At 66.5% G+C, this 25297-nt stretch carries 27 protein-coding genes; 17 read left to right on the top strand and 10 right to left on the bottom strand.

Features of this window, described 5'->3' with window-relative positions; genetic code table 11:
- Position 1: 1 nt before the first annotated feature.
- Both gad and AC6EUH_RS13745 read left to right on the top strand, forming a co-directional pair.
- Entirely contained in the window at positions 2-1381 is a 1380-nt protein-coding gene (gene gad / locus AC6EUH_RS13750) for a glutamate decarboxylase (protein ID WP_056431971.1), read from the top strand.
- 136 nt (positions 1382-1517) lie between these two features.
- Positions 1518-2243 carry a chitosanase gene (locus tag AC6EUH_RS13745; protein WP_499738971.1) on the top strand — a complete coding sequence of 242 codons (726 nt, stop codon included), beginning with the start codon at positions 1518-1520 and terminating at the stop codon, positions 2241-2243.
- 71 nt (positions 2244-2314) lie between these two features.
- On the opposite strand, the gene AC6EUH_RS13740 is transcribed toward AC6EUH_RS13745, so the two are convergent.
- Entirely contained in the window at positions 2315-3481 is a 1167-nt protein-coding gene (locus AC6EUH_RS13740; RefSeq protein WP_499738970.1) for a cytochrome P450, read from the bottom strand.
- A gap of 151 nt (positions 3482-3632) precedes the next feature.
- Positions 3633-4319, bottom strand: a complete 687-nt coding sequence (locus AC6EUH_RS13735; protein WP_499738969.1) for a DNA alkylation repair protein — start codon at positions 4317-4319, stop codon at positions 3633-3635.
- Between the two features lie 275 nt (positions 4320-4594).
- Here AC6EUH_RS13735 and AC6EUH_RS13730 point away from each other — a divergent pair, with 275 nt between their 5' ends.
- The gene (locus tag AC6EUH_RS13730; protein WP_499738968.1) at positions 4595-6091 is read left to right on the top strand and encodes an APC family permease; all 1497 of its coding nucleotides are present in this window, start codon (positions 4595-4597) and stop codon (positions 6089-6091) included.
- A 39-nt stretch (positions 6092-6130) separates the two neighbouring features.
- Here the strand turns inward: AC6EUH_RS13730 and AC6EUH_RS13725 are convergent, their stop codons facing one another.
- On the bottom strand, positions 6131-7567 hold the full coding sequence (locus AC6EUH_RS13725) for a DUF2252 domain-containing protein (protein WP_499738967.1): 1437 nt from the start codon (positions 7565-7567) through the stop codon (positions 6131-6133).
- Between the two features lie 238 nt (positions 7568-7805).
- On the bottom strand, positions 7806-8576 hold the full coding sequence (locus AC6EUH_RS13720; protein WP_499738966.1) for a potassium channel family protein: 771 nt from the start codon (positions 8574-8576) through the stop codon (positions 7806-7808).
- Positions 8577-8722: 146 nt separating this feature from the next.
- Between AC6EUH_RS13720 and AC6EUH_RS13715 the strand changes: the two genes are divergently transcribed.
- Together AC6EUH_RS13715 and AC6EUH_RS13710 are read left to right on the top strand one after the other, a co-directional pair.
- Positions 8723-9649, top strand: coding sequence for an MIP/aquaporin family protein (locus tag AC6EUH_RS13715; protein ID WP_499738965.1), 927 nt, complete (start codon positions 8723-8725; stop codon positions 9647-9649).
- Positions 9650-9747: 98 nt separating this feature from the next.
- A complete protein-coding gene (locus AC6EUH_RS13710; protein WP_499738964.1) occupies positions 9748-10686 on the top strand; it encodes a 5'-3' exonuclease in 939 nt (312 codons plus the stop codon).
- A 60-nt stretch (positions 10687-10746) separates the two neighbouring features.
- On the opposite strand, the gene AC6EUH_RS13705 is transcribed toward AC6EUH_RS13710, so the two are convergent.
- On the bottom strand, positions 10747-11877 hold the full coding sequence (locus tag AC6EUH_RS13705) for a serine hydrolase domain-containing protein (protein WP_499738963.1): 1131 nt from the start codon (positions 11875-11877) through the stop codon (positions 10747-10749).
- 87 nt (positions 11878-11964) lie between these two features.
- Complete coding sequence (locus AC6EUH_RS13700) at positions 11965-13068, bottom strand: baeRF11 domain-containing protein (RefSeq protein WP_056431994.1); 1104 nt, start codon at positions 13066-13068, stop codon at positions 11965-11967.
- 331 nt (positions 13069-13399) lie between these two features.
- Between AC6EUH_RS13700 and AC6EUH_RS13695 the strand changes: the two genes are divergently transcribed.
- The 4 genes from AC6EUH_RS13695 to AC6EUH_RS13680 all read left to right on the top strand — a co-directional run bounded on the left by AC6EUH_RS13695 (position 13400) and on the right by AC6EUH_RS13680 (position 16117).
- Entirely contained in the window at positions 13400-13990 is a 591-nt protein-coding gene (locus AC6EUH_RS13695) for a ferritin (protein ID WP_499738962.1), read from the top strand.
- Positions 13991-14041: 51 nt separating this feature from the next.
- On the top strand, positions 14042-14203 hold the full coding sequence (locus AC6EUH_RS13690; protein WP_499738961.1) for a DUF1905 domain-containing protein: 162 nt from the start codon (positions 14042-14044) through the stop codon (positions 14201-14203).
- A gap of 117 nt (positions 14204-14320) precedes the next feature.
- On the top strand, positions 14321-15586 hold the full coding sequence (locus AC6EUH_RS13685) for an MFS transporter (RefSeq protein WP_499738995.1): 1266 nt from the start codon (positions 14321-14323) through the stop codon (positions 15584-15586).
- Positions 15587-15736: 150 nt separating this feature from the next.
- Positions 15737-16117 (top strand): VOC family protein, encoded by a 381-nt coding sequence (locus AC6EUH_RS13680; protein WP_056432002.1) that lies wholly within the window; start codon positions 15737-15739, stop codon positions 16115-16117.
- Between the two features lie 6 nt (positions 16118-16123).
- Here the strand turns inward: AC6EUH_RS13680 and AC6EUH_RS13675 are convergent, their stop codons facing one another.
- Both AC6EUH_RS13675 and AC6EUH_RS13670 read right to left on the bottom strand, forming a co-directional pair.
- Positions 16124-16696 carry an antibiotic biosynthesis monooxygenase gene (locus AC6EUH_RS13675; protein WP_499738960.1) on the bottom strand — a complete coding sequence of 191 codons (573 nt, stop codon included), beginning with the start codon at positions 16694-16696 and terminating at the stop codon, positions 16124-16126.
- A 62-nt stretch (positions 16697-16758) separates the two neighbouring features.
- The gene (locus AC6EUH_RS13670) at positions 16759-17100 is read right to left on the bottom strand and encodes a carboxymuconolactone decarboxylase family protein (RefSeq protein ID WP_056432235.1); all 342 of its coding nucleotides are present in this window, start codon (positions 17098-17100) and stop codon (positions 16759-16761) included.
- Between the two features lie 297 nt (positions 17101-17397).
- Here AC6EUH_RS13670 and AC6EUH_RS13665 point away from each other — a divergent pair, with 297 nt between their 5' ends.
- Positions 17398-17700 (top strand): hypothetical protein, encoded by a 303-nt coding sequence (locus AC6EUH_RS13665; RefSeq protein WP_144669986.1) that lies wholly within the window; start codon positions 17398-17400, stop codon positions 17698-17700.
- Positions 17701-17760: 60 nt separating this feature from the next.
- Here the strand turns inward: AC6EUH_RS13665 and AC6EUH_RS13660 are convergent, their stop codons facing one another.
- Positions 17761-18699 carry a DMT family transporter gene (locus AC6EUH_RS13660; RefSeq protein ID WP_499738959.1) on the bottom strand — a complete coding sequence of 313 codons (939 nt, stop codon included), beginning with the start codon at positions 18697-18699 and terminating at the stop codon, positions 17761-17763.
- Here AC6EUH_RS13660 and AC6EUH_RS13655 point away from each other — a divergent pair.
- The 3 genes from AC6EUH_RS13655 (at position 18698) to AC6EUH_RS13645 (ending at position 22467) form a co-directional block, all read left to right on the top strand.
- Entirely contained in the window at positions 18698-20104 is a 1407-nt protein-coding gene (locus AC6EUH_RS13655) for an aminotransferase-like domain-containing protein (protein WP_056432011.1), read from the top strand. The genes AC6EUH_RS13660 and AC6EUH_RS13655 overlap by 2 nt on opposite strands.
- A 33-nt stretch (positions 20105-20137) precedes the next feature.
- On the top strand, positions 20138-21601 hold the full coding sequence (locus tag AC6EUH_RS13650; protein WP_499738958.1) for a protein adenylyltransferase SelO: 1464 nt from the start codon (positions 20138-20140) through the stop codon (positions 21599-21601).
- 128 nt (positions 21602-21729) lie between these two features.
- Positions 21730-22467, top strand: coding sequence for a VOC family protein (locus tag AC6EUH_RS13645; protein ID WP_499738994.1), 738 nt, complete (start codon positions 21730-21732; stop codon positions 22465-22467).
- Between the two features lie 69 nt (positions 22468-22536).
- On the opposite strand, the gene AC6EUH_RS13640 is transcribed toward AC6EUH_RS13645, so the two are convergent.
- Positions 22537-22794, bottom strand: coding sequence for a metal-sensitive transcriptional regulator (locus tag AC6EUH_RS13640; protein ID WP_056432014.1), 258 nt, complete (start codon positions 22792-22794; stop codon positions 22537-22539).
- A 130-nt stretch (positions 22795-22924) separates the two neighbouring features.
- On the opposite strand from AC6EUH_RS13640, the gene AC6EUH_RS13635 reads away from it, so the two are divergent.
- Genes AC6EUH_RS13635 through trxA form a run of 4 tightly spaced genes read left to right on the top strand, consistent with a single transcriptional unit; the run spans position 22925 to position 25240 of the window.
- Positions 22925-23572: a rhodanese-like domain-containing protein gene (locus AC6EUH_RS13635; RefSeq protein WP_499738957.1), complete on the top strand. Its 648-nt coding sequence runs from the start codon at positions 22925-22927 to the stop codon at positions 23570-23572.
- Entirely contained in the window at positions 23569-24480 is a 912-nt protein-coding gene (locus AC6EUH_RS13630) for a sulfite exporter TauE/SafE family protein (protein ID WP_499738956.1), read from the top strand. The genes AC6EUH_RS13635 and AC6EUH_RS13630 overlap by 4 nt, the downstream gene beginning before the upstream one ends.
- A 41-nt stretch (positions 24481-24521) precedes the next feature.
- Positions 24522-24818 carry a rhodanese-like domain-containing protein gene (locus AC6EUH_RS13625; RefSeq protein ID WP_499738955.1) on the top strand — a complete coding sequence of 99 codons (297 nt, stop codon included), beginning with the start codon at positions 24522-24524 and terminating at the stop codon, positions 24816-24818.
- A gap of 59 nt (positions 24819-24877) precedes the next feature.
- Positions 24878-25240 (top strand): thioredoxin, encoded by a 363-nt coding sequence (trxA, locus tag AC6EUH_RS13620; RefSeq protein WP_499738954.1) that lies wholly within the window; start codon positions 24878-24880, stop codon positions 25238-25240.
- Positions 25241-25297 lie beyond the last annotated feature (57 nt).

The raw sequence follows: 25297 nt of genomic DNA, 5'->3' as shown, positions 1-25297 counted from the left end.
GATGTCAGTAAATTCCCAGCAAGCGGCTGCCGACGCGGCCCTGTTTGGCAACCGATTCGTGACCCAGGAGGTTCCCAGCCGGGAGTTCCCGGAGACCGGCATTCCTGCTGAGGACGCCCTGCGGCTGGTGTCTGAGGACCTGGCGCTGGAGGGTGATCCGGCCCGGAACCTGGCCACCTTCGTGACGACATGGATGGAGCCGCAGGCCCAGCAGATCATCGCCGCGAACCTGCACCGCAATTTCATCGACCACGCCGAATATCCCCGCACGGCCGAGATCGAGCAGCGCTGCATTCGGATGCTCGCCGACCTCTTCCACGCGCCCGGCGAGACGACGGGAGCCCGAACCCAGGGATCCTCCGAGGCAATCATGCTCGGCGGGCTGTCCCTGAAGTGGAACTGGCGCAAGCGCCGCGAGGCCGCCGGTGCGTCGACGTCGAGCCCCAATCTGGTGTTCGGCGGCGACGTGCACGTGGTGTGGGAGAAGTTCTGCCGCTACTTCGACGTCGAACCACGGATCGTGCCACTGCAGCCGGGGAAATACACGATCGGCCCGGACGACGTGCAGGCCCATGTCGATGAGAACACCATCGGTGTCGCAGCCGTGCTGGGTACGACGTTCACCGGGCACAAGGACGACATCGTCGGCATCAACGACCTGCTGCTTCGGATCAAGCGCGAGCGGGGCCTTGACGTGCCGTTGCACGTGGACGGGGCAAGTGGGGGATTCGTCTGGCCCTTCCTCTACCCGGACTCCGCGTGGGACTTCCGGCTCGAGCAGGTCCACTCGATCAACGTCTCCGGGCACAAGTTCGGACTGGTTTATCCCGGCATCGGCTGGCTGATCTTCCGGGAGAAGGCCGATCTGGCCAAGGACCTCGTCTTCGAGGAGAACTACCTCGGCAAGACCGACTCGACGTTCACCCTGAACTTCTCCACGGGCTCGGCGATGGTCCTCGCCCAGTACTACAACTTCGTGCGCTATGGCCGTGCCGGTTACACCTACATCATGCGGAACATGCAGACCAACGCCCGCGTCCTCGCCGAGAAATTGGAGGCCATGGGCCGGTTCGAGATCATCGGCCCCGACGAGGAGCAGCTTCCCCTGGTCGCGTTCCGGCTCTCCGCCGACCCCGGGTACAACGAGTTCGACATCGCCTGGCAGCTTGCGGCCGAGCGCGGCTGGATGGTGCCGGCCTACACTCTGCCACCGAACGCCCAGGACGTGACCATCATGAGGGCCCTGGTCAAGGAAACGATGAGCCGGGAGCACGTCGATACGCTCGCCCGGGACATCGAAGAGGCGTGCTCCACTTTGGCGAAGAAGGGCGGTGCGCACGAATCCGAACGCAAGAAGATCGTCACCGGACCCGGCCACTGACTATTACGGTGGCTGGCGGGTTGCTAGGCTCGGCGTCACGACTACTTCGGGAGGTCTGATGCCGGGTCGATTTTGGGGACGAAGGGGCCAGCAGGTCAGTGAGCAGGCCCGAGCCCGGGCCGATATCGCGAATCCTGTGTTCAAGGAGATAGCGCTCCAGCTCACGTCCACCGCCGAGAACTCCACTCCGGACTGGACCACCTCCTTCGGCTACATCGAGGACATCGGTGACGGCCGGGGCTACACCGCCGGACTGGTGGGCTGGTGCAGCGGCACCGGCGACATGCTCGAGCTTTTGCAGTCATACACAAAGGCCGCCCCGGGAAATCCGCTGGGGCAGTACACGCGCCTGCTGGAGCAGATCATGGACGCGGGCTCCAGAGATCGGCCTGCGCTGAGCCACCGGCTATTGGACCCGTCCTTCGTGGCGGACTGGAGCTCGGCGGCAGGTGACCCTGCCTTCCAGCGGGTCCAGCAGGAGGAACGGGACCGGGTCTACTGGGGGCCAGCGCTGGAGGAAGCAACCCGGGACGGGGTTGGGCCACTGGGGCTTGCGATCTACTACGACGTATCTGTCAACCACGGACCTGGGGACGAGGAGGAGTCGTTTGGCGGCATTCTGGCCGCGGCCCGGCAAGCGCGCCGCCCCCCGGCCCAGGGCGGGGACGAGTCCAAGTACCTCTCCGCCGTGGTGGATGCCCGGGTGAGGATCCTCAAGGCCTGGGGTGACTACCAGCGGAGCGGGCGCCAGGGCATCCACTACGGACTCCTGAAGGCTGGCAACCTGGAGCTCATCCCGCCGTTCAGCTGGTCCGTCTACGGCGACACATTCGAGCTCGGATCGTATCCGGAACCACGGTAGGCGGCCACTGTTCCAAGGTTGCGCAGGCCCCAACCAACGTGTGGACAGGGGGCCTGCCGGGTTCGTCCGGTTCAGGCTGCGTGCCAGTTGACCGGGAGCGTCTTCAAGCCATAGACGATGGTGCTGTCCATCCGCTCAAGGGGGGCTCCCGGGACGAGGGCCAGCCCGGGGAGTCGGGACAGGACGGCTTCCAGTGCGATCTTTGCCTCGAGCCTGGCCAGCGGTGCACCGAGGCAGAAGTGAATGCCGTGGCCGAACGCCAGATGCCGGATCTGGCCCCTGTCGACGTCGAACCGGTCAGGGTGCTGGAACTGGCGCTCGTCGCGGTTCGCGGAGCCGATCCAGGCCACCAGCGGGGCACCGGCCGGAATTTGAACGTCGCCCAGGGTGGTGTCAGCAACGGTCACGCGATACATGGACTGCACGGGCGAGCGGAAGCGGAGCACTTCCTCTATGGCCTGAGGTATCAGTGACGGTTCCGCCAGTAGGCGTTCGATGGTGCCGGGCACTTCGGTGAAGCTGAGAACGGCGTTGCCGATCAGGTTGGTCGTTGTTTCATTGCCGGCGACGAGCAGCAGACTGCAGAAGCCCAGCAGTTCGGACACACTCAGTTTCTGCCCGTCAATCTCGGCGGAGAGCAGGTTGCTGATCAAATCGTTGCCGGGCCGGCTCCGGCGCTCTTCGATCAGGTTCAGGAAGTATCCGGTCATTTCCATGTTGGTGGCGTGGTGGTCCTCGTTCGTCCCACCGGCCCGCGTCTGGCTGACGATGACATCGGACCACTGTTTGAAGCGGTCACGGTCCTCGGCGGGAATGCCCATAAGTTCCGAGATCACAATGACCGGCAGCGGGTAGGCCAATGCCTGGATCAGATCCGCTGTTCCGCGGGACAAGATCCCCTCCAGCAGCTCGTCCGTGAGCGTTGAGATGCGGGGAGCAAGCGCATCCACGGCTTTCGGCGTGAACGCCTGGGCTACCAGCGAGCGCAATTGCCGGTGCCGCGGCGGGTCGGTGGTGATCAGGCTGGCCGCGAACAGCTGACCTGTCTCGGAGGGATCGTCGCCGCCCATCCGGGAGGAAAACCTGGCATGTTCGGAGAGCGCCCGCTGCACGTCGTCGTACCGGAAGACATGCCACGTCCCCGACTGCTCGTCGTGGAAGACGGGTGCAGCTTCCCTCATCCGCCCGTAGTGGGGAAAGGGATCCAGCGGATTCTCAAGTTCCGGCGCGAAGTCCATGGCTGGCCTCTCTGCTCAGCCCTGCGGTTCGTCCGTCTAGGCGAACCGCCGGGTTGATGGACCGTGGGACCCTGAGTGTATCGAATGCCCGCTCCGCGCGTCAGTAGGAAACTGAAGCCGTCTCCGAGGCGCCGGCGTGGCGGGAGGCGTCCTACTTGTCCTGCTGCCGGCGCACCATCTCGGTGATCCAGGCCGGCGCGAACGGCGATGTGCAGCCCGGGGGAGTCGGGTAGTCCTTGAGCACCTCCAGGCGCTCACCGATGGCAAGTGCCCGGGCTCGGTGCTCCGCGTGCTCGATCCCGATCTGAGCCAGGCAGTGGTTCATGGCCCACTGCAGGCGGTCCGGGGCGTCCTTCATTTCCGCCTCGATGAGGTCTAGCAGTCCCGGGAGGTCCAGACCCACCGGGTTCTTCGCCACGCGTTCGGTGGTCAGCGCCCAGCCGGCACCCGCCACCACCGGATCCGGGTCGGCGGACCACGCCAGGCGCAGTTCCTCGGAGTGCGGGTTCTTCTTCACCACGTAATTGACGAGCCAGTCCTGCACCTTCGGAGCGCGGGCTTCGCGCATCATGACGTCCAGCTCGTTCCGCTCGAACGCCTTCGGACGGCAGATCAGGATTGCGAGCAGACGTGCCGCCGTGTCACCCGTCTGCCAGAGCTGGCGCGCAAGTTCGTGCTGGGTCTTCAGCCGCTTCGCGATCGCGCGCAGTTTGCTGAGGTTCGCACCGTGATCGTCACCGTGCCTCTCGTTCACTGCGCGGACCCTCGGGTCCTCGAGCGCGGCAAGTTCGGCCAACACCTCGGCCACCGTTACCTCGGCCAACGTCGTCCCGGCCATCACAGCCTCCTGTCCCTAGGTCTGGGATCCAGCGTAGTAGGAAACGCGGTCCAGTAGGTGTCAGGCAAACGCACCGGCAAGAACCAGCAGCGGGCCTGGCCGCGACGCTCTTCGAAGAAGCCGGCCTGGCCGGGCAAAAGTCGGGCGTTGGGCTCGGCGGTTCTGGTCACTGGTCGTTGCCAAAGCAACGTGAGGGGTACAAGGTGAGGTAATTCACATTGTTGAGGGTCCGGTGCGGCTCATGAGGGACCCGCGCAACTGCTTGGAGGTCACCCATGAGCACAACTGAAGACAAGGTGTTCGACGCAACTCCCGAGGGTGATGAACCGGAACTCAAGCGGGTCCTGGGGCCCAAGCTCCTGCTCCTGTTCATCGTCGGAGACATCCTCGGTGCCGGTGTGTACGCCGTTACGGGGACCATGGCCGGCACGGTCGGCGGCCTCGTCTGGCTGCCGTTCCTGCTTGCGTTCATCGTCGCGACGCTGACCGCCTTCTCCTACCTTGAGCTTGTCACGCAGTACCCGCAGGCAGCCGGTGCAGCGCTCTACGCCCACAAGGCGTTCGGGATCCACTTCGTGACCTTCCTGGTTGCCTTCGCCGTCGTCTGCTCCGGCATCACAAGCGCCTCGACTTCCGCAAACGTGCTCGCCCAAAACCTCTTCGGGGGCCTCGTGGTCAACGGCTGGATGGGCATGCCAGGACAGGGAGCGATCACCGCCGTCGCGATGGGCTTTATGCTGCTCCTGGCGGCGATCAACCTGCGCGGCGTGGGCGAGAGCGTGAAGTTCAACGTGGTGCTCACCCTCATCGAGATGACCGCTCTCTGCATTGTGATCGGCGTCGGCTTTTTCGTGATGGCCCAGGGAACGGGGAACTTCGCGGAGATCACAGTCTTCACCGACTCCCAGGACAAGGGCCTGTTCCTGGCAGTCACCGCCGCCACCTCCATCGCGTTCTTTGCCATGGTCGGCTTCGAGGACTCGGTGAACATGGTCGAGGAGACCCGGAATCCCGAGCGGATCTTCCCCCGGACCATGCTGACCGGTCTCGGCATCGCGGTGATCCTCTACATGCTGGTGGCCGTGTCCGTGGTTACCGTGCTTACGCCCGCCGAACTCGAAGGGATCAGGGAAGCCGAAGGCGCCGCGCTCCTCGAAGTGGTACATAAGGGCTCGCCGGACTTCCCGATCGACAAGGTCTTTCCGTTCCTCGCGGTCTTCGCCGTCGCCAACACCGCATTGATCAACATGTTGATGGCCAGCCGCCTGATCTACGGCATGGCCCGTCAGAATGTCCTGCCGCGGCAGCTCGGAAGGGTTCTCCCGGGGCGCCGCACGCCGTGGGCCGGAATCGCGTTCTCGACCATCCTCGCGCTGGGACTCATCTGGTACGTCACGAGCGACCCGGACAGCAACGTCGTGGCGAACCTCTCGGGTACGACGGCGTTCCTGCTGCTGTGCGTCTTCACCGTGGTGAATGTGGCCTGCCTCGTGCTGCGCCGCAAGCGGGACCCCAGCCGTCAGGTGTTCTTCACCTCGCCGGGGCAGCTTCCGGTCGTGGCGGCCTTGCTGTGTGCCTTCCTCGCCGGTCCGTGGGTGGGCCGGCCTGTCATCCAGTACCAGATCGCCGGGGGCCTGATGGCGATCGGCGTTGTGCTGTGGTTCATCACCTGGTTGATCACCAGGAAGTCCAGTGCCCGGCCGGGCGAACCGGTCGGCATTCAGAACGTCGGCAAAGATGACCAAGTCCCGCCGCTGCCACCGGGCTACTGACCTTGTGCCGAACCCGGTAGCCGCACCGGCGCCGGCGGCCTAGATGGCGTCGGTTGCCTCCAGCCGGCCTGTACGAACCGCGTCGGCAAAGGCCTGGTAGTCCTGTTCGTTCTGGTCGGCGTAGCGTTCGGAGAAGTCGGTGATCGACCGGTCGAACTTATCGCTCTTGCCCAGGTAAGCGGCGATCGCGATCGGATCGCCGGACCGGGCGTGGGCACGGGCGAGGGTCCATCCGCAGACGTGGGCATAGAGCGTCATGCCGAGCGGTTTCATCGTCTCCACCACGGCTGAGCCCTTCATGTCACGCAGCTGGCGCCAGTACAGGTACCGGTTGTCCTGTTCCCCCTTGGTCCACCCGAGGAAGATGTCGCTCGCGGCCTGCATCATCCGCTGCCCCTGCACCACACGCTCGCCCGGCTGCTTGTAGCGGCTCTTCGGCAAATGGTCCTCGAGTACAGACCTCGTAGCCTCCTTGACCTGCAGGAACAGCGGATCCTGCTCGTCGCGCCCCTGGAGCAAGGCGATGAACGCCCGGGTGCCGACGCTGCCGACGCCCACTACCTTGCGGGCGACGTCGATGACTTCGAAACGCTCAAGCAGGATACGCCGGTCGTCGGGCAGCGTGGCCCGGTAGGAACGAAGCTGCGAGCGAATAGCGCGCTGAACTTCATTGCCGGACATGCCGTAGGACTTGCCCAGTTCCCGGGCGGGGACGACCATGGGCGGCTGACTGACGATGCGGTATTTCCCGTCCACGCGCTCGGCGAGCTTGGAGAGCGCCTGCAGGCTGTCACGGGTGTGGGCCTTTGCGACGTTCTGCCGCGCCGACTTTTCCATGCCCGCGGCGGCCTTCTTGAGGGCCTTGCCCTTCTGGCTTGACACGGCCAACGACAGAGTTTCCAGGAGTTGCTCTTCGGACAGGCGGGCGTACCAGATGTCCAGGGTGCCCATCTGCGCGAACTCCGCCAGCGCTTCGCGGTACGCCCGCACGGCGGCGACGGTGACATCCCGTGTTTCTTCTGCGGTGAACGCGTTATTCCGCGCCGCGATGGTGAAGCTCGCCGCCATGCGCTTGACGTCGTATTCGAACGGGCCCGGGAGTGTCTCGTCGAAGTCGTTCAGGTCGAACAGCAGGGTCCGCTCCGGCGAAGCGAAGACGCCGAAGTTGGACAGGTGGGCGTCCCCGCACAGCTGGGACACCAGGCCAGCCCGGGGGGTGTCTTTCAGGTCGGCGGCCATGATCTTGGCCGCACCGCGGTAAAACGTGAACGGCGAGACCAGCATCCGGCCGTGACGCACCGGCACCAGGTCCTGTTCCCGGGTGAGGTTCTGTTCTTCGAGCAGCGCGACCGGATCGGGGCGGTCGTCAGCCGGAGTCCATCCTGTGTGGCTTGACACGGGCGTCTGCGCCCGGCACCCTTTGCCCTTCGCGCGACGTTCCTCGACGCTCGGGTGCTTGACTTTGGTTTCGGCCATGATCGGCGACCTCCCACTTACGTCAGGAACTGCCACCGGCACTAGGTGCCCGGCGCCAGTCCCGGCTGAGCGCGCAAAGGCGCCTTGGCTCCGTGCTCATCAAAAATGGCTGCGTAGTCACGTATCTCGACCGCCGTCACAATGCGATTCTGGCCTCGAAGCGCCCAATCGTCAACGCACTGCCGGCGCACCACTCGTTGCTGAAGCGTGGCCCGCGTGGCCGGCAGCATTGCAACCCCTAACCGGGTTCCCTGCGTGGCTTGACATCGGTGTGGCCGGCGCCGGTTTCCTCCGGGCCCGGGGCCAGCCGGTGATGGAGCCTCTCGATCTGCGCCGTGAGCCGGGCGAGCTCCTCGCTCCTCGCGGATTCGCCGGCTTTCGTCCGCGCGGCGGTTGCGGCCGCCACGCTTTCAACCAGCCAGGAAGACACAGTGGCGGTGACCATACTCAAGACGACGAAGCCGCCGATCATCAGCGCGGCCGCAGCCCAACGACCAAGGACGGTGACCGGATAGAAGTCGCCATAACCAATGGTGGTGATGGTGACCATCGCCCACCACAGGGAATCACCCATCGTAGTGATATTCGCGTTCTCGGCGCCCTTTTCGAAGCTGAGGACGCTCAGGGCCACGGTGTAGACAAGAATGACGGCGGATGCAATGACGTAGGCCATGACGCGCGCCCTGATGGCCGTTCCCGGTGCACGGTCCATCACTTGACGCAACGTGAAGGGCCGCAGGAGCCGCAATGGCCGCATCACCGGGAGCACCACCATCAGCAACTCCAAAGGGTGGCGGATGAACCATCGACCCGGCCGGGGCGCCAGGAGCAGTTTCACGACGTAGTCGATGCCGAAGGCAGCCCATGTTGTCCAGATGACAATCACCAGAGCGTCCGCGTAGGGGGCGGGCGGTTCCGCAATGATCAGAACGGAATACGCCGCCAGGAAAAGGAAGGCCGCGCCGACGAGGGGCCACTCGGAATACTTCTTCCACGTCTCTTGCTTCATGGCTGAATCGTAGGACGTTGTTCCCCGGATGTCCTCAGAAAATGCCCGGCCGGATGCTTTTGCGGACGGCAGCGCTATCTTCCCCCGAACAGAAACGAGAACTGCGATGACAGCCGGCCCTGGCGGCGGTACATTGGGCTTCTGCGGTGCCGGCCCGCGCCGGGCACGTCAGATCACTAAGCCAGCACCCGGCGGAGGCGAAGGCCATGGCGGAAAATCAGGGCAAGGACGGAAACGGACGCAAGGGTGCGCGTGAAGCCCCCGTGCATGAGCGAAACCTCGCCAGCGAGCTGGGAACCGTCGAACAGAACCTCCTGCTACGAATCCAGGATTTCGGTGATCCACGCCAGGAATGGCGGCGCCTGTTCTCGGAGCTGTATGGCACATTTCTGCTCGTCATCGTGGCTGCCGGGGGTGGAATGATGAGCCAGGCCTTCCCCGGTGTCATCAGCCGCACGGCGGCCGTGGTGGCTCCAGGCTTGATGGTGATGGGGATCATCCTGTTCATGGGCAAGGTTTCGGGTGCCCATTTGAACCCTGCAGTCAGCCTCGCTTTCGCGCTCCGCGGCGACTTCCCATGGCGCCGGGTGCCGGGCTACATTGTCGTTCAGCTCCTCGGCGCGACGCTGGCCTGTCTGCTGCTGCAGGCCGTGATCGGCGTCTCCGCCACCTTCGGTTCGAACTACCCGGCTGCGGATTACTCTGCGGGCGCCGCGTTCTGGATGGAGGCGCTGCTGACGCTGGCGTTGGTCAGCGTCATCCTCGGAACGGCCTCCGGGGCCCAGAACATCGGGCTGCTCGGGGCATTCGCGGTAGGCGGCTACATCGCCGTGGCCGGTCTGTGGGGCAGTCCCATCTCGGGCACATCGATGAATCCGGCACGAACGTTCGGGCCCGATCTTGTGGGCGGAAATTTCAGCCACTACTGGGTGTATGTCGCCGGGCCACTGGCCGGTGCGGCGACCGCCGTCGGTATCGCTTTCATTTTGCGCGGCGCCGGCGGCGGAAAATCGGGTTCCGAAGCTGCGCAGGGGGCTCTCTTCACTGAGGCCGCCACAGAAAAGGGAGCATAGCGGTCGGTTGGACGGCGCGTCCGTAACGCCGTGACCGCCGATGACAACACGGAAGGGACGGTCCAGCGCGCCAAGGCGCGGCCGTGTCAGGATCAGTTATGTCCCAACGCCTGATGCTGCTCGACACCGCGTCGCTGTACTTCCGCGCCTTCTACGGCGTGCCCGACACGATCCGCCGCGCCGACGGCACGCCGGTGAACGCCGTGCGTGGCCTGCTGGACATGATCGCCCGGCTTACCGCCGACTACGAGGCGACGCACCTCGTGGCGTGCTGGGACGACGACTGGCGTCCGCAGTGGCGGGTGGACCTTATCCCGACGTACAAGTCACACCGGGTCGCCGAGGTGGTGGAGGGTGCCCCCGATGTGGAGATCGTGCCGGACGGACTCACGGCGCAAATACCCATGATCCGCCGGGTGCTCGATCTGGCGGGCATCGCCGTCGTGGGGGCCGCCAGTCATGAGGCCGACGACGTCGTCGGCACCTATGCCAGTCACGCGGAGTTTCCCGTCGACGTCGTGACGGGGGACCGCGACCTCTTCCAGGTGGTCGACGACGCCCGTCAGGTGCGGGTGGTCTACACCGCGCGCGGCATGAGGAACCTCGAAGTCCTCACCGACGCGGTGGTTGTCGAAAAGTACCGCGTGCTGCCCGTCCAGTACGCCGATTACGCGACCCTCCGCGGCGACACCTCCGACGGTCTGCCGGGTGTCGCCGGCATCGGCGAGAAGACCGCCGCGTCCCTGCTCGGAGACTACGGCACCCTTGACGGGCTGCTCGCGGCGGCGGCGGATGCTGGAAGCGGACTGTCCGCGTCCGTGCGGTCGAAGCTCGCGGCGGCCGCGGATTACCTTGCGGTCGCTCCCGCCGTCGTGGGTGTGGTGCGCGACCTCGAGCTGCCCACGCTTGAGGAGGCCGGCGCGGAACTGCGGCCCGTCGCCGGTGAGTCCCGCGTCGAGCTGGAGCGTCTCGCGGCTGACTGGAACCTCGGCGGTTCGGTCAGGCGGCTGCTTGAGGCGCTGGACCGGCGCCGATGAGGGCAAGGAGCACTTTGTCGAAGGCAGTGACGGGCGGGCACGGCGCCTGACCGACCGCGACTAGGGCCACGAGGCTGATGCCAGGAGCGCGAAGAGCGGTTCGAAGTCGTACATGCGGGTGCTGTTGCTCATCACGACGACGCCGAGACCGCGGTCGGGGTAAAGGCGCATGACGTTCCAGAAGCCCGCGCCGGCGCCGAAATGCTCCACCCAGTCCCCGTTGGCCTTTGTGGGCCGGCGAAACCACCCGGTTCCGTGGTCGAAGGGCTTGCCCGCCTGGTCAATGGAGCGCATGCGGCGGGCGGCCTGGGCGGACAGGACCCGGACGCCGTCGATCTCGCCGTCGCGAAGGTGCAGGCGAAGGAACCTGCCGGCGTCCAAAACGTCGCCCACCAGGCCACCGTAGGCGGGTCCGTCCACGTAGAACGGATTCAGTGACAGGTACTGCCCGTGGCGGTCGCCGGCGATCCCGCCGGGCAACAGGCCGCGGAGCAAAGGATCCACGATCCGGGGCGCCTTGACATACCCGGTCGCAATGTCCGCGCCCTCTTCATAGCGGAACCCGGTGTGTTCCATGCCGGCGGGTCGCAGGACGGACTGCCGGACATACGCCTCGAAGGGCACCCCGGCCGCGGCGGCGATGACCTCCCCGGCGGCAAGGTAGCCGACGTTGGAATACCTGGCGCTCTGCCCGGCCGGGTAGCGGTAGGCGCGGCGCCTGCTCATGAGGCGCCGGAGCATGGCCCCGGGGTCCGGCGGATCCGCGTCGGCCGGGTGAACCCAGCGGACGGGCATCGGGTTGCCGAAACCGGCGGTGTGGTTGAGTAGCTGGCCCACACGCGGCGTCGAGGTCCCCGGCGCCTGAAGGTACCCAACGTACTCGCCGATCGGGGCCCTCAGATCGAGGCGGCCCTCGTCCACCAGCCGGAGCGCAGCCGTCGCCGTCACGATCTTGGACATGGAGAACCACAGATACGACGTCGAGGCGGTTGCGGGCCTGTTCGCTGCACGGTTGGCGAGACCGTAACCGGCGGCGAGGAGCACCCTCTCCCGATTCACCACCGCCATCGAAAGACCCGGGACGCTGCCCCGACGCATCATCGTGGTGACCGCCGCCGAAGCGCCGCTGGGTGGCCTGCCCGCCGCGATGATTTCGCCCGGCCCGTCCGCGTTGGTGCCGTCAGGCGCCATGGTTTCCTCTCATCACGTCGGTCTGGTTTCGCCGGCACGATGCATTCCGAGTCCGACGGTGCTTTACGCTCCAGTAGCGCTCAGGGGTCAGACGGCGTAGCGAAGAATTCCTGCGGCCTGCGCTTTCTCCGGCATGTCGGATTGGCGCACGGCAAGAACCCGCGCACCCGTTCCGAGTGCCCGCCGGGCGATTTCCTCGATCACATTGTTGCCCGCGTCCGCGTCCAGGGTGAGCACGCCGTCGTCCCCGACGGAACCGTTGACCGCCGCGTCCATGTCCACCACAAGCGTCTCCACCGCGCCGAAGGCAGCGGCCCGTGCCAGATCGCTCAGATCCGTCGCCGCGCGAGAGTTGGTGCGGCGTTCTTCAAACGTCGTTTGCAGGGCCACAAGATCGGCCGCGTAAATCCGGTCCAGCACACCGCGCGCGGCGTCCGCCAATTGGGTCGCGGTCAGCTCGTCCGGGTTACCTTCGATGACCTCGGCAGCGACGTGCGCGTATCCCGTGAGATTGCGGTAAATGCTCCTGAGTGGCTCCGCCGCAGCGATCACCAGCGGCAGGGATTGTCCGTTCAACATCGGACGAAGCACGTGATCCACGGACCGGGCGTATTGGGTTAGCCGCACTTTTCGTCCCTCGTCGCCCTGCAGCCGCCCGGAGGGGGAACGACCGCCGATCGAATCGAGCCCCACGGCACTTGCGGCGTCAGCCGGCATTCCAGGGACGGTGACTTCTTCGGCCGGCCGGTCGGCCGAGACCTCAATGAGCCGGGCCCCGTTCTGCGAGATCGCGAGCACAAGCGCCGCGTTGGGGAACGTTATGGCGCGAAGGAGCGGTGTGATGGCGAACCGATCAGTCACGCTCACCTGGTCTTCGAGATCGTTCGGCAAACGGAACTCAAGAACCGACGTCGGCGTCGCGAAGATGGCTAAACTGCGGCCCATATCGAACCAGAACTCCGGGGCCTCCAACAGTTCGTTGAGAAACGCTTCTATGGCAGCGACGGATTCTTTGCCGCTTCCCTCCTGGAGCTGTTTGATGGCAGAACCGAACAAAGAACGCGCTTTGGTCTGATTCTTCTCCGAATCGGCCGGGACGCTGCTTGTCGAAAGATAGATGGTGACGCTGTGCGGATCGCGTACAGCCGCCAGGCGTTCCAAGTCGTACCGGGTCGGCATGTCAATATGCATGGGGTGCTCCTTGTTGTTATCCCTGCGTTCAAAAGGACGGCGACGGGCATGCTCCACCTGCTTGCTGCTGACTGCCCCGCCGAGGCCCGGCAATACCGGGTCAGCCCAGCATCAGACCCTCAACTGCTCGTGTCAACAGACGGCGGGAACGGCACGAAGGCCGGTTCGTTCAATCAACGGATGCGAAAGGAATGTGCCTTGACGCAGGGATCCAAAGCGGAGGACGCTCGTAACAGGCCCTCCGGCAGTCCCGGACTCCGCACAACCTTGACCCGGCAGAACCTTGGCGCCCCAGGTCCACACCGTTGAACACCGCCTCGAGGAGAGCACCATGAGCCCACAATTCAACGAGCTTCTGACCCGCCAGGTCGGCAATGAGTTCGCAGCGTCGCAGCAGTACATCGCCATCGCCGCCTGGTTCGACGGGCAGGACCTTCCCCAGCTTGCCAAGCACTTCTACCGCCAATCCCTGGAGGAGCGGAACCACGCCATGATGATGGTCCGGTACATCCTGGACCGTGGCATCAAGATCACCATCCCGGGGATCGACCCGGTACGGAACGACTTCACCTCGGCAGAGGAACCCCTGGTCCTTGCCCTCGCCCAGGAGGTTGAGGTCACTGACCGCATCAAGGAACTTTTTGCCGCGGCCCGGGCGGAAAACGATCCCCTGGGTGAACAGTTCATGCTCTGGTTCCTCAAGGAGCAGGTCGAGGAGGTCGCCTCGATGTCCACGCTGCTGAACGTCGCCCGCCGGGCGGACAACCTGTTCGACGTCGAGACCTTCCTGGCCCGCGAACGGGTGGGGGACGCCGGCCAGCACGGGGGAGGAGGCCACGGTGGTCATCACGGCCACAGAGGCGGCCACGGCGGACCCCCCGAGGACACCGGCACACCGGAGGCTGCGGGCGGCTCACTCTAGCGAAGAAGAGGGCCTCCCCAGCGGCGAACGCCATCCTGCAATAATCAGACAATGGTGCTGCAGTACACCTTCACGGCCCGCTTGTGGCTCTATCCGGGCGAAGCCGGGTGGCACTTCCTCACGGTTCCGGAGGAGGTGGCGGCGGTAGTCCGGGAGGACACCGAAGCGGGAGACCGGGTCAGCGTCCACCTCGAGGTGCCCGCCGCTGGCTGAGCCGCCGCCGCTGGTCCGGATGCTCCTGCGCATCTAGCCGCTGCTCTGGCGCGCACCGGGCAAGGGGACGAGAATGGGCACGTGCTCCCCACTAGCCCCGGCGGGGACGGCGAGGTGATGAACGCCGCCGCTCGAAAGATCCAGCGCATCTTCCTCACGCTGACGCTGGGCAATACCCTTGCGGCCTCGTTCATCTGGGGGATCAACACCCTCTTCCTGTTGGACGCCGGACTCAGCAATCTGGAGGCTTTTGCGGCAAACGCCTTTTTCACGGCCGGGATGGTTCTGTTCGAGGTGCCCACCGGAGTGATTGCCGACGGGTGGGGCCGGCGCGTGTCGTTCCTGCTCGGCACGGCGACACTGGCCATCTCCACTTACCTCTACTACCTGCTCTGGCAGTTTTCCGCCCCCTTCTGGTGGTGGGCGGTGGTGTCCGTTCTACTCGGGTTGGGCTTCACTTTCTTCTCCGGAGCCGTGGAGGCCTGGCTCGTCGACGCGTTGCGGTTCTCGGGGTACGAGGGCGGGCTGGAGACGGTGCTCGGGAGGGGACTGATGGTGTCGGGTGTGGCGATGCTCGCCGGCTCGGTCGCCGGCGGAGTGATCGCGCAGGCCACCGACCTCGGCGTGCCGTTCCTGCTGCGTGTGGGAGTGCTGCTGGTCATGTTCGCCGTGGCCTTCTGGCTCATGCGCGACGTCGGGTTCACCCCGGAGCGCTCCGCGCATCCGCTCCACGCGACCCGGGCCGTACTTGACGCCTCGATCGAGAACGGATTGAAAAACCCGCCTGTGCGTTACGTGATGCTGGCCGCGCCGTTCAGCGCCGGCGTCGGAATCTATGTTTTCTACGCCCTTCAGCCGTACCTTCTTGAGCTTTTTGGCGATCCCGGCGCGTACTCGGTGGCGGGCCTGGCGGCGGCCATCGTGGCTGGCGCGCAAGTGCTTGGCGGCTGGCTGGCGCCCCGTATCCGGCGCCTGGTCGGCCGTCGCACGACGGTGCTGATCCTGAGCAGCGTCGTGAGCTCCTTGTTGCTGGTTGTGCTCGGGTTCACGCGGATTTTCTGGGTGGCTTTGGCGCTGCTGGCGCTCTGGGCGCTGGTGTCCTCGGCGGGCACCCCGGTGCGCCAGGCCTATCTGAACGACATGATCACCTCGAAACAGCGCGCAACAGTGCTCAGCTTCGACTCGCTGATGGGATCAAGCGGCGGCGTGGTGGTCCAGCCGTTGCTCGGCCGGGCGGCCGATGTGTACGGCTATCCCGCCTCCCTGGCGATTGCCGGCGTCATCGAGCTGATCGCGGCGCCCTTCTTGCTGGCGAGCCGGCGCCAGCACCCCGCGGCCGACCGTGCCAATACCTCGACGGCGGCGGATTCCGCCCAGTCTTGACTCTCCCGGGCCCAAGCCTAGGATAGTGCGCATCAGCACCTTTCGAGCGTTGACAGGGGTGGCCGGCGCCGGTGCTGGGCAGGATGATGGCCAAGGGCTGGGTGGCTTCCAGGAAGATGATCAACGCTGATCACGAGGGAGAAATTAGTCATGCTGAAGGATCTTGAAATCACCGCCGTCCTCCCCGCCAAGGACATCGCCCGGGCGAGGACCTATTACCGTGACGTGCTGGGGCTGGAACCCTCCGACGCCGCGGACGAGGAGAACCTCATCTACCGGTGCGGGAATGGAACAGCATTTCTCCTGTACCGGACCGACTTTGCGGGCACCGCAAAAAACACCCAGATTGGCTGGGGAACGGACAACTTCGACGCCGAAGTTGAGGACCTCCGCGGACGCGGCGTTGTGTTCGAAGAGTACGACTTTCCGGGCTTGAAGACTGAGAACGGGATCGCGGACACCCCGATGGGCAAAGCCGCCTGGTTCCTGGACAGCGAGGGAAACATTCTGAATATCTTCCAGCGCCCGTAGCCCTCTTCAGCGCTTGCTGCGAAGCCAGGGGCCCAGGAGCCTGGTGGTCACCGGAAGGAAGACGTAGGTCATCAGCGGGGTGAGGAGGCAGACGGCCAGCAGCACTTGCAGGGGCAGCGGCCAGTCACCGGTCAGCGGGTGCAGCAGGAAATTGGCCAGCAGGCTGAGCGGAAAAAAGGGAAGAAAAATGCTGACCATCTGCTTCCAGCGGGGTGGCACCACGGTCTCGGGCACGGTGACAAGGGCATCGCCGGGCTGGGCGAACCAGCCCTCGATGCCCGTGCGCCGTTCAATCTGGGTGACCTCCACGAGGTCCGCCGCGCTGTCAATCCACCAGCGCCGCTCGTCCGACTGCTCCCAGTCGTTCAGCAGAGCCGCATCGGCGAAGCGGTACAGCATGTGCCATTCGTTCGAATCCGCCGCCGAGCGTACCCAGCCGGACCCAAGATAACCCGGCCACTCCCGGGCCAGTTCCTGGCCGGCATGGGCCCAGGCGCTGGCCTGCCGGGTCCGGCCAGGCTGGACTGTCCGCACAACGGAGACGGTGACGGGCTGGGGGCGCAAATCAGGAAGGGTCACTGCACAAATCTTACCGGCGTCGCGAACCCCTCTCACCGGCCCGGGACGTCGCCGGGCCGGTGTCAGCCCTCGGACTCGGCGTTGAGCTCGGCTTCAAGCTCTGCCTCGATCACGGCAACGGCGAAGCCCAGCGCGCTGGCGAGGTTGCCGGACGCCGCCACAACCCGGGGAGTGCCGACCACCGGCGCGACGGCGATGAGGATGCCCTGGACGTCCTCCAAGGTGATGCCGACGCCGCTCGCGGTACCGGCGTTGAGCAGGTAAGAGGCGGGCGGGGCGTCGACTGCCACGAGCGCAGCGATCCGGGCCAGCATGATCTCACGGTCATCGAGGTTGCAGCGGTCGATCGATACGGCGGTGATCTCGGCGAGTGCGTCGAGGACGGGGGTTTCTTCTTCGGCCATGGTCATGTCTCCATCTGGTCGCGGCGGTTGTGTGCTGAGACGGTTGGCTGCTGAATCGGTTATGTGCTGGGTGACGCGACGACAGCCGGTCTCCGCCACCCGCCATGCAACGTATCCCGCCGCCGCGGAGGTCAGCATCACCCGCGGGGGATGAGCCGATCAGCGGCCACCCGAAGCGGGCAACCCGGAACGCATCCTTAACACATCCATCCGGAAACCACTCCGGTCCGGCTCCTTACTTTGGAGGGCCTTTCAGGCCTACAGTTGGGCTTCTAGAACTGTCGACAGGAGTGCTCCATGATTACCCTGCAGATCGAACACCGGGTCCGGGATTTCGGCATGTGGAGGAGGGCCTTCGACAGCGACCCGCTGAACCGTGCCGCCTCCGGGGTGCGGTCCTACCGGATCTCGCGTCCGCTGGACCAGGAGGACTACGTGATGCTCGAGATGGATTTCGATACGCAGGCTGCGGCCGTGGATTTTCTCGGCCGGCTGCAGAACGACACATGGAAAACAGGGGTGACGGCGCCGGCCCTGATCGGTGAGCCATCGACCAGGATCATCGAGACGGTCGCGATTGAGATGGTGGCAGCAGTCTGAACCGAACCCCTGACGGCGGCTGTGTACGGCCCCGGCGTCGGGGGCCCTGACCGGGGGCCCTCACCGGGGGCCCGGCGGCGGTGTGCTGTTCCTCGTGCGCACGGCAAGGCCGGCGCAGAAAATGACAGCCAGCCCGCCGACAATCGTGGACCAGGCCACGCTCTCGCCCAGCAGGAGCGCGGCCCAGCCAATGCTCAAGACGGGCTGGATGAGCTGGACCTGACCCACCTGGGCCATGGGGCCGATGGCCAGCCCCTGATACCAGGCGAAGAAGCCAAGGAACATGCTGACCACGCCGAGGTAGGCAAACGCAGCCCACTGCACAGGTGTGCCCGACGGCGTCTGCTGGGACATCGAGACGCTCATCAGGAACACCATCAGTGGTGCCGAGAGGACGAGCGCCCACGAGACTGTCTGCCAGGCGCCAAGTTCACGTGCGAGCAGGCCGCCTTCGGCGTATCCGATGGCTGCGGCCGCGACGGCACCGAAGAGCAGCAGGTCTGACCAGTGCAGCTGGCCAAAGCCGCCCGTCTGCGCGGAGGCAAAAGCAATGGTTGCGGCCGTCCCGACGGCGGTGATGAGCCAGAAGGCAGGACGCGGGCGTTCGCGGCCCCGGACGACTGCCATCGCTGCGGTCGCCGCCGGAAGCACAGCGATGACGACGGCGCCGTGGCTGGCGGGGACGGCGGCGAGCGCAAACGAGGTCAGTAGCGGAAAGCCGACGACAATCCCGCCCGCAACAAGCGCCAGACGCGCCCATTGGACGCCGCGCGGGGGGTGCTGCCGGGTGAGGGCGAGGGCGCATGCGGCGAGGACCGCCGCCACCACCGCGCGGCCGGACCCGATGAACAAGGGGTCCATTCCGCCGACGGCCACCCGGGTGAACGGAACCGTAAAGGAAAAGGCCGCCACTCCGAGCAGTCCCCACCACAACCCGTTCCCGGGCGCGGTGGATAGCGGTGGCCGGATTGCTTCGATAGCGCTACTATTGGCTTTCATGTCCTACGATAGCAGTTCGCGAATTGTGGACCGGCTCCGGAAATGGATCGCGGCCGCCCCGCCCGGGGCCAGGCTGCCCTCCACCCGCTCATTGGTCGCCGAATATCAGGCAAGTCCCGTGACCGTCCAAAAGGCGCTCCGCACCCTCGCGGGCATGGGGCTGACCGAAAGCCGTCCCGGCGTCGGGACCTTCGTCCGGGCGGTCCGCACGGCGCGGCCCGCGGACTACGGCTGGCAGACGGCAGCGCTGCGTTCGCCCCAGGCGCCGCTGCGGCCTCCTTCCACTGCGATGCGGACCACGGCGAACGATCTCATTGCCTTCCACTCGGGGTATCCGGACCGGGAGCTCCTGCCGGAGCGCCTGGTGCGGGGTGCGCTCACACGTGCCGCCCGTGGAGACGCGGCCGTGTCGCGTCCGCCGGCGGCGGGGCTGCCGGAGCTGCAGGCATGGTTTGCCCAGGAACTGAGGGCCTCCACCCCGGCCGGTGTCGCCCCGCCAACGCCGAGCGATGTCACGGTGCTGCCCGGGAGCCAGAGCGGACTCAGCTCCGTGTTCCGCGCCCTGGCCGGCAGCGGGCAGCCCCTGCTGATGGAATCCCCAACCTACTGGGGCGCCATCCTCGCCGCGGCCCAGGCCGGCGTCCATGTCATCCCTGTGCCGAGCGGGCCGGAAGGTCCGGACGCGGAAGAGCTGGACAGGGCCTTCGGGGAGACCGGCGCGCGCCTGTTTTACGCGCAACCGAACTATGCCAATCCCACCGGAGCGCAGTGGTCCGCGCGGGTGGCCGAACAAGTGCTGGACGTGGTCCGGGCGCACGGCGCGTTCCTCGTCGAGGACGACTGGGCGCACGATTTCGGCATCACAACGTCGACCGCGCCCGTGGCGGCCCGCGACGATTCCGGGCATGTCGTCTACCTGCGGTCGCTGACCAAGAGCGTTTCCCCGGGCATACGCGTCGCCGCAGTCATCGCCCGCGGCCCGGCGCGCGACCGGATTTTGGCCGACAGGGGAGCCGAATCGATGTATGTCAGCGGCGTGCTCCAGTCGGCAGCCCTCGACGTCGTGACGCAGCCTGCGTGGCAGACGCACCTCCGCGGTCTCCGCCACCAGCTCCATGCCCGGAGGGACCTTCTGGTCAGCAGCCTGGCTGAGTATGCCCCGCAGGCCCACATCGAACACATTCCGAGGGGAGGGTTGAATTTGTGGGCGCGCCTGCCTGACGGGACAAACCTCGAACAGCTCACCCGGGACTGCGAGGTGGCGGGGGTCATCGTCGCGCCGGGCACCGAGTGGTTCCCGGCCGAACCGGCAGGACCGTTCATCCGGCTCAACTACGCCGGACCCAACCCCGGCGCCTTCCGCGACGGCGCGCGCATCATCGGGGAGTCACTGAAACGCCAGTAACGCCGGCCAGGGTGCCGGGGATAACCTTGTTGTATGACTGCCGCAGCCCCTCCAGCCGTCGCCTTTGACGGCCGCTTTGCCCGGGAGCTTTCGGAGCTGGCCATTCCTTGGCAGGCCGAGGAGGCACCGGAACCGCACCTCCTCGTCCTTAACGAGCCTTTGGCCGCCGAGCTTGGCATGGATCCTGACTATCTGCGCGAAGGCGACGGCGTGCGTTTCCTGATCGGAAACCTGGTGCCCGGCGGCGCCACCCCGGTGGCGCAGGCCTATGCCGGGCACCAGTTCGGCTGGCTGGCCCCCCGCCTCGGTGACGGGCGCGCCCTCCTGCTCGGGGAGATCACCGACGCGGACGGGCATCTTCGCGATGTCCACCTCAAGGGCTCGGGGCGCACGCCGTTCGCCCGCGGCGGCGACGGCCTCGCCGTCGTCGGCCCGATGCTGCGGGAGTACATCGTCAGTGAAGCGATGCATGCCATGGGCATCCCGACGACGCGGTCCCTCGCCGTTGTGGCGACGGGGCGCCCCGTGCTCCGCGACACCATGCTGCCGGGCGCGGTGCTCACCCGGGTCGCCAGCAGCCACCTGCGCGTCGGCACCTTCCAGTACGCCCGCGCCACCGGCGACCTCGGTCTTCTGCGCCGCCTTGCCGATCACGCGATCACCCGGCACTTCCCCGGCGCGGCTGAGGCCGAACAGCCCTATCTCGCGCTGTTCCAGTCGGTGATAGCGGCCCAGGCGGCGCTGGTGGCCCAGTGGATGCTGGTGGGATTCGTCCACGGGGTCATGAATACCGACAACATGACAATCTCCGGCGAGACGATTGACTACGGTCCTTGCGCCTTCCTCGACGCGTTCGACCCGGCCGCCGTCTACAGCTCGATCGACGAGACCGGACGCTACGCCTACGGCAACCAGCCCCTGGTGGCGGAATGGAATCTTACGCGGCTCGCGGAGGCCCTCCTGCCCCTCTTCCACAACGAACAGGAGCAGGCGGTCGCCCTGGCACAGGAGTCCCTCGCCGCATTCCGGCGGCAGTACAGCGCAGCCTGGTCGGCCGGTATGCAGGCCAAGCTCGGTCTGCCGGACGGCCTCGACGACGACGTGGCCTCGCCTCTCGTGGACGAGTTGCTCAGCCTGCTGCAGGCGGCCGGCGCCGACCACACGTCGTTCTTCCGACGCCTTGGCGCCGCCGCCCGCGGCCAGACGGCACCTGCGCGGAGCCTGTTCACCGACCGGGCAGCTTTCGATGCGTGGGCGGCGCACTGGAGCGCCCTGGGCCCCGACGCCGACGCGATGGACCGGGTCAACCCGGCCTACATCCCACGCAACCATCTGGTCGAAGAGGCCCTCGACGCCGCCACGGGGGGAGATCTGGACCCGCTCCGCCGCCTGCTCGAGGCCGTGACCAGCCCCTACGACGAGCGGCCTGGTCTGGAGCGCTACGCCGCCGCCGCGCCGAAAGACTTCGGCCCCTACCGGACGTTCTGCGGAACCTAGCGGCAGGCAACAGTCGGCACCGCCGCAGTAGGGGGCCGGCCCGCAGGCGTTGCTCCGACCCTCGGCCTGTGAGCAGCCAGGGCGTGGCTGCCATGCCGGGCATCAATCGGGTATTAGGGTCGGGCGGTATGGCGCTGCGGCTTGTTCAGGTGAATTTCAAGGCTCGGGATGACTCGGAGCTCGGCCGATTCTGGGCGGCGGCGCTCGGCTGGGGCACTTCCAGCGAGGGACCCGGGGTGACCAATGTCGAACCCGTGGGCTTCGTCTGGCCGGACCCCGTGGCCGTCTGCGTCGACGTCGTCACCGTCCCGGACCCCGAGACGGTCAGGTACGGCGCTCACCTCGATCTCGCCACCACCTCCGCGGCCCATCAGGCGCAGCTGGTCGCCCGCCTGTTGGAGCTCGGTGCGACGCAAGCCGACGCCGGCCAGGGTGATGTCCCGTGGACGGTGCTGGCCGACCCGGAAGGCAACCTGTTCCGCGTGCTGGAGCCTCGCGCGATCTACCGGGACACCGGGCCGATTGCCGCGGTGGTGGTCCGCTGTGCGGATCCGCGGGCCATGGCCCGGTTCTGGAGCGAAGCGACGGACTGGACCCTGCACGAGGTGACCGCCGATCATGCGAGGTTGCGTTCGGCCACGGGCGTCGGGCCGTACCTGGAGTTCCTTCGTACGCCCGCCGAGGAGGCCGTGTGGGGCCGCGCCCACCTCGACCTCAAGCCGTACCCCGGTGATAACCAAACGTCAGAGGCGGCCCGGCTGAACGCCCTGGGCGCCACCGACGCGGACGTCGGCCAGGGCGATGTGCCCTGGCTGTGCCTCGCCGACCCGGAGGGCAACGAATTCTGCGTGCTCACCCCGGGCTGACGCAGAGCCGGCGGCTCCTGGGCGCACATCCAAGCCATGGAGGCGCAGAGGCGCCTGCATGCGGGGGAGTCACGCCAGTGACAGGAAAAGCTTCTCCAGATCCTTGGTGTCCATGCTGGAGTCGTTCCGGGCCGCGCACTGCTCCAGTCCGCTGGCAATGATGGCGAAGCCCGCCCGATCCAGCGCTTTCGAGACGGCGGCCAGCTGCGTGACGGTGTCCTTGCAGTCACGCCCCTCCTCAAGCATCCGGATGACAGCCCCCAGCTGCCCCTGAGCACGCTTGAGCCGGTTGATGGTGGGTTTTAGTTCTGCTGAATCAAGGTCCATGGGGGCTCCAAATCTAGGGATGGCTATACCCCAGGATATACCCCCACGGGTATTTTTGACTACCCCCAGGGGTATCTGTAATACTCGGTGGGGTATTCAGTTTCTGTTAGACCGTCTCGAAAGGACACCCATGACGCCCTCTCCCGCTTCCTCCGCCAACGCTTCCCCGGCCGCGCCGGCCGTCACCTCACTGGCTCCGGAAACGCTGCGCAGCTGGTTCCAGGAGCACCAGGACCTCATTGTGATCGATGTCCGCTCGGCCGCCGAGTTTGAAAACATGCACATCCGAGGCTCCTACAACGTCCCGCTGCCGCTGCTTTCCGAGCACACTGAAGAGCTCGCGGCCCGCCTGGGCAGCCGCGTTGTGCTGGTCTGCCAGTCAGGGGCGCGCGCCGAGCAGGCACGGCAGCGCTTGGGCGGCGCGGGCATCGGTAACGCCTATGTCCTGGCCGGCGGAGCCCCCGGGTTTGCCGAGGCAGGCGGAGACGTGGTCCGCGGCAAGTCACGCTGGGACCTGGAGCGCCAGGTCCGGCTCGCCGCCGGTTCCCTCGTGGTGCTGGGCCTCGCCGGAGGCAAGTTCGTCTCACCCAAAATCCGCCTTCTCGCCGGAGCCATCGGCGCCGGCCTGACCTTCTCGGCCGCCACCAACACCTGTGCCATGGGCCAGGCAATTTCCGCCATGCCGTGGAACAAGGCCGCCGAGGAGCCGACCCGCGAGTCCGCCATCCTGCAGTTTCCCGTCGCCGCTGCCGTGACTCCGGAGTCCAAGGCCTCATGACCGCCACGCTGATTCTCGTTCTGGCCCTGTCCGTGCTCATCGGGCTGTCGCTCGGTGTGCTCGGCGGCGGCGGATCCATCCTCACCGTGCCGATCCTGGTCTACGTGGCCGGATTCGAAGCCAAGGAAGCCATCGCCGCGTCCCTGTTCGTGGTCGGGGTGACCTCGGCCGTCAGTGTCTTCAGCCACGCCCGCGCCGGACGAGTAATGTGGCGCACCGGCCTCCTGTTCGGCGCCGCCGGCATGGCCGGCGCCTTCGTGGGCGGACTCCTGGGCGGGCACATCCCCGGACAAATCCTCCTGATCGCGTTTGCCCTGATGATGGTCGCCACGTCCGTCGCCATGATCCGCGGACGCAAGAAGAAGGATGAGGCGGCCACCGAGGCGCCCAAGCACACCGAACTGCCGCTGTTCCGGGTCCTGCTCGACGGGCTCGTCGTCGGCCTGGTCACCGGCCTGGTGGGCGCCGGCGGCGGATTCCTGGTGGTCCCGGCGCTGGCGCTGCTCGGCGGCCTGCCGATGGCAATCGCCGTCGGCACCTCCCTCGTTGTAATCGCGATGAAGTCCTTCGCCGGCCTGGCCGGGTACCTCACCACAGTGGAGCTGGACTGGGGGATAACGCTGGCCGTTACGGCGGCCGCCATCGTGGGCACTCTGATCGGGTCCAAGCTCGCCGGCCGCATTCCGGAAGCGGCCCTGCGCAAGGGCTTCGGCTGGTTCGTGCTGGTCATGGGGGCCTTCGTCCTCATCCAGCAGGCCCCCGTGGACCTGCGCGGACCCATCGCGCTGGCCGTCGTGGGCGCCGCCGTAGTCGCGGCGGCCGTCTGCTGGCTGTTCGTCCGGTCCTGCCCGCTGCGCAAGTCCAACCGCGTCACCCAAAGCCAGGACATCCAGCCCACTCCGGTCTGATTGGACCCTTCCCGCCCACTCCTGACACGAAAGGCATCACCATGGCAGAAATCAGCATCACCGAAGCAGACCAGCGCCGGAACCAGGCGCAGCTCCTGGACGTCCGTGAGGACTTCGAAGTTGCGGAAGGCATGATCCCCGGCGCACTCCACATCCCCATGGGCGAGCTGCAGGCCCGGCTGGCCGAACTGGACCCGAAAATTCCGGTCATCGCCATCTGCCGCAGCGGCAACCGCAGTGCCCGCGTGGCCGACGCCCTCAACGGTGCCGGCTTTACAGCAGACACCATGGACGGCGGCATGATCGCGTGGACCCGCGCAGGCCTGCCCACCACCTGACCCGCCCCCGAGCGGCAGTCCGCCAGAACACCAACAACCCGGAGGAATGGAAGTTACACATGGCAACCATCGACATCACCGAAAAGACCATCGCCGAAACGCTGGAAACCAACGACATCGTCCTGGTCGACTTCTGGGCGGGCTGGTGCGGCCCCTGTCGCATGTTCGCCCCCACCTATGAAGCGGCCTCGGCGAAGCACCCCGACGTCACCTTCGCCAAGGTGGACACCGAGGCAGAACAGGCCCTGGCGGCCGCCGCGGGAATCACCTCGATCCCCACGCTGATGGCCTTCCGCGACAAGACCCTGGTCTTCTCGCAGCCCGGAGCGCTCAACGCCGCCGGCCTGGAGCAGGTCATCGAGGGTGTCAAGAACCTGGACATGGCCAGTGTGCGGGCCCAGGCGGCGCAGCCGCAGGGCTGACCGCCGCGCCGGCTGAACCCCGGGAAGGGGCAACGGAACTCCGGGCGCAACCCATCT

The organism is Arthrobacter sp. 001422645, assembly GCF_059816125.1.
The sequence above is the reverse complement of the archived record's forward strand: the minus strand, read 5'-3'. Positions and strand labels throughout refer to the sequence as shown.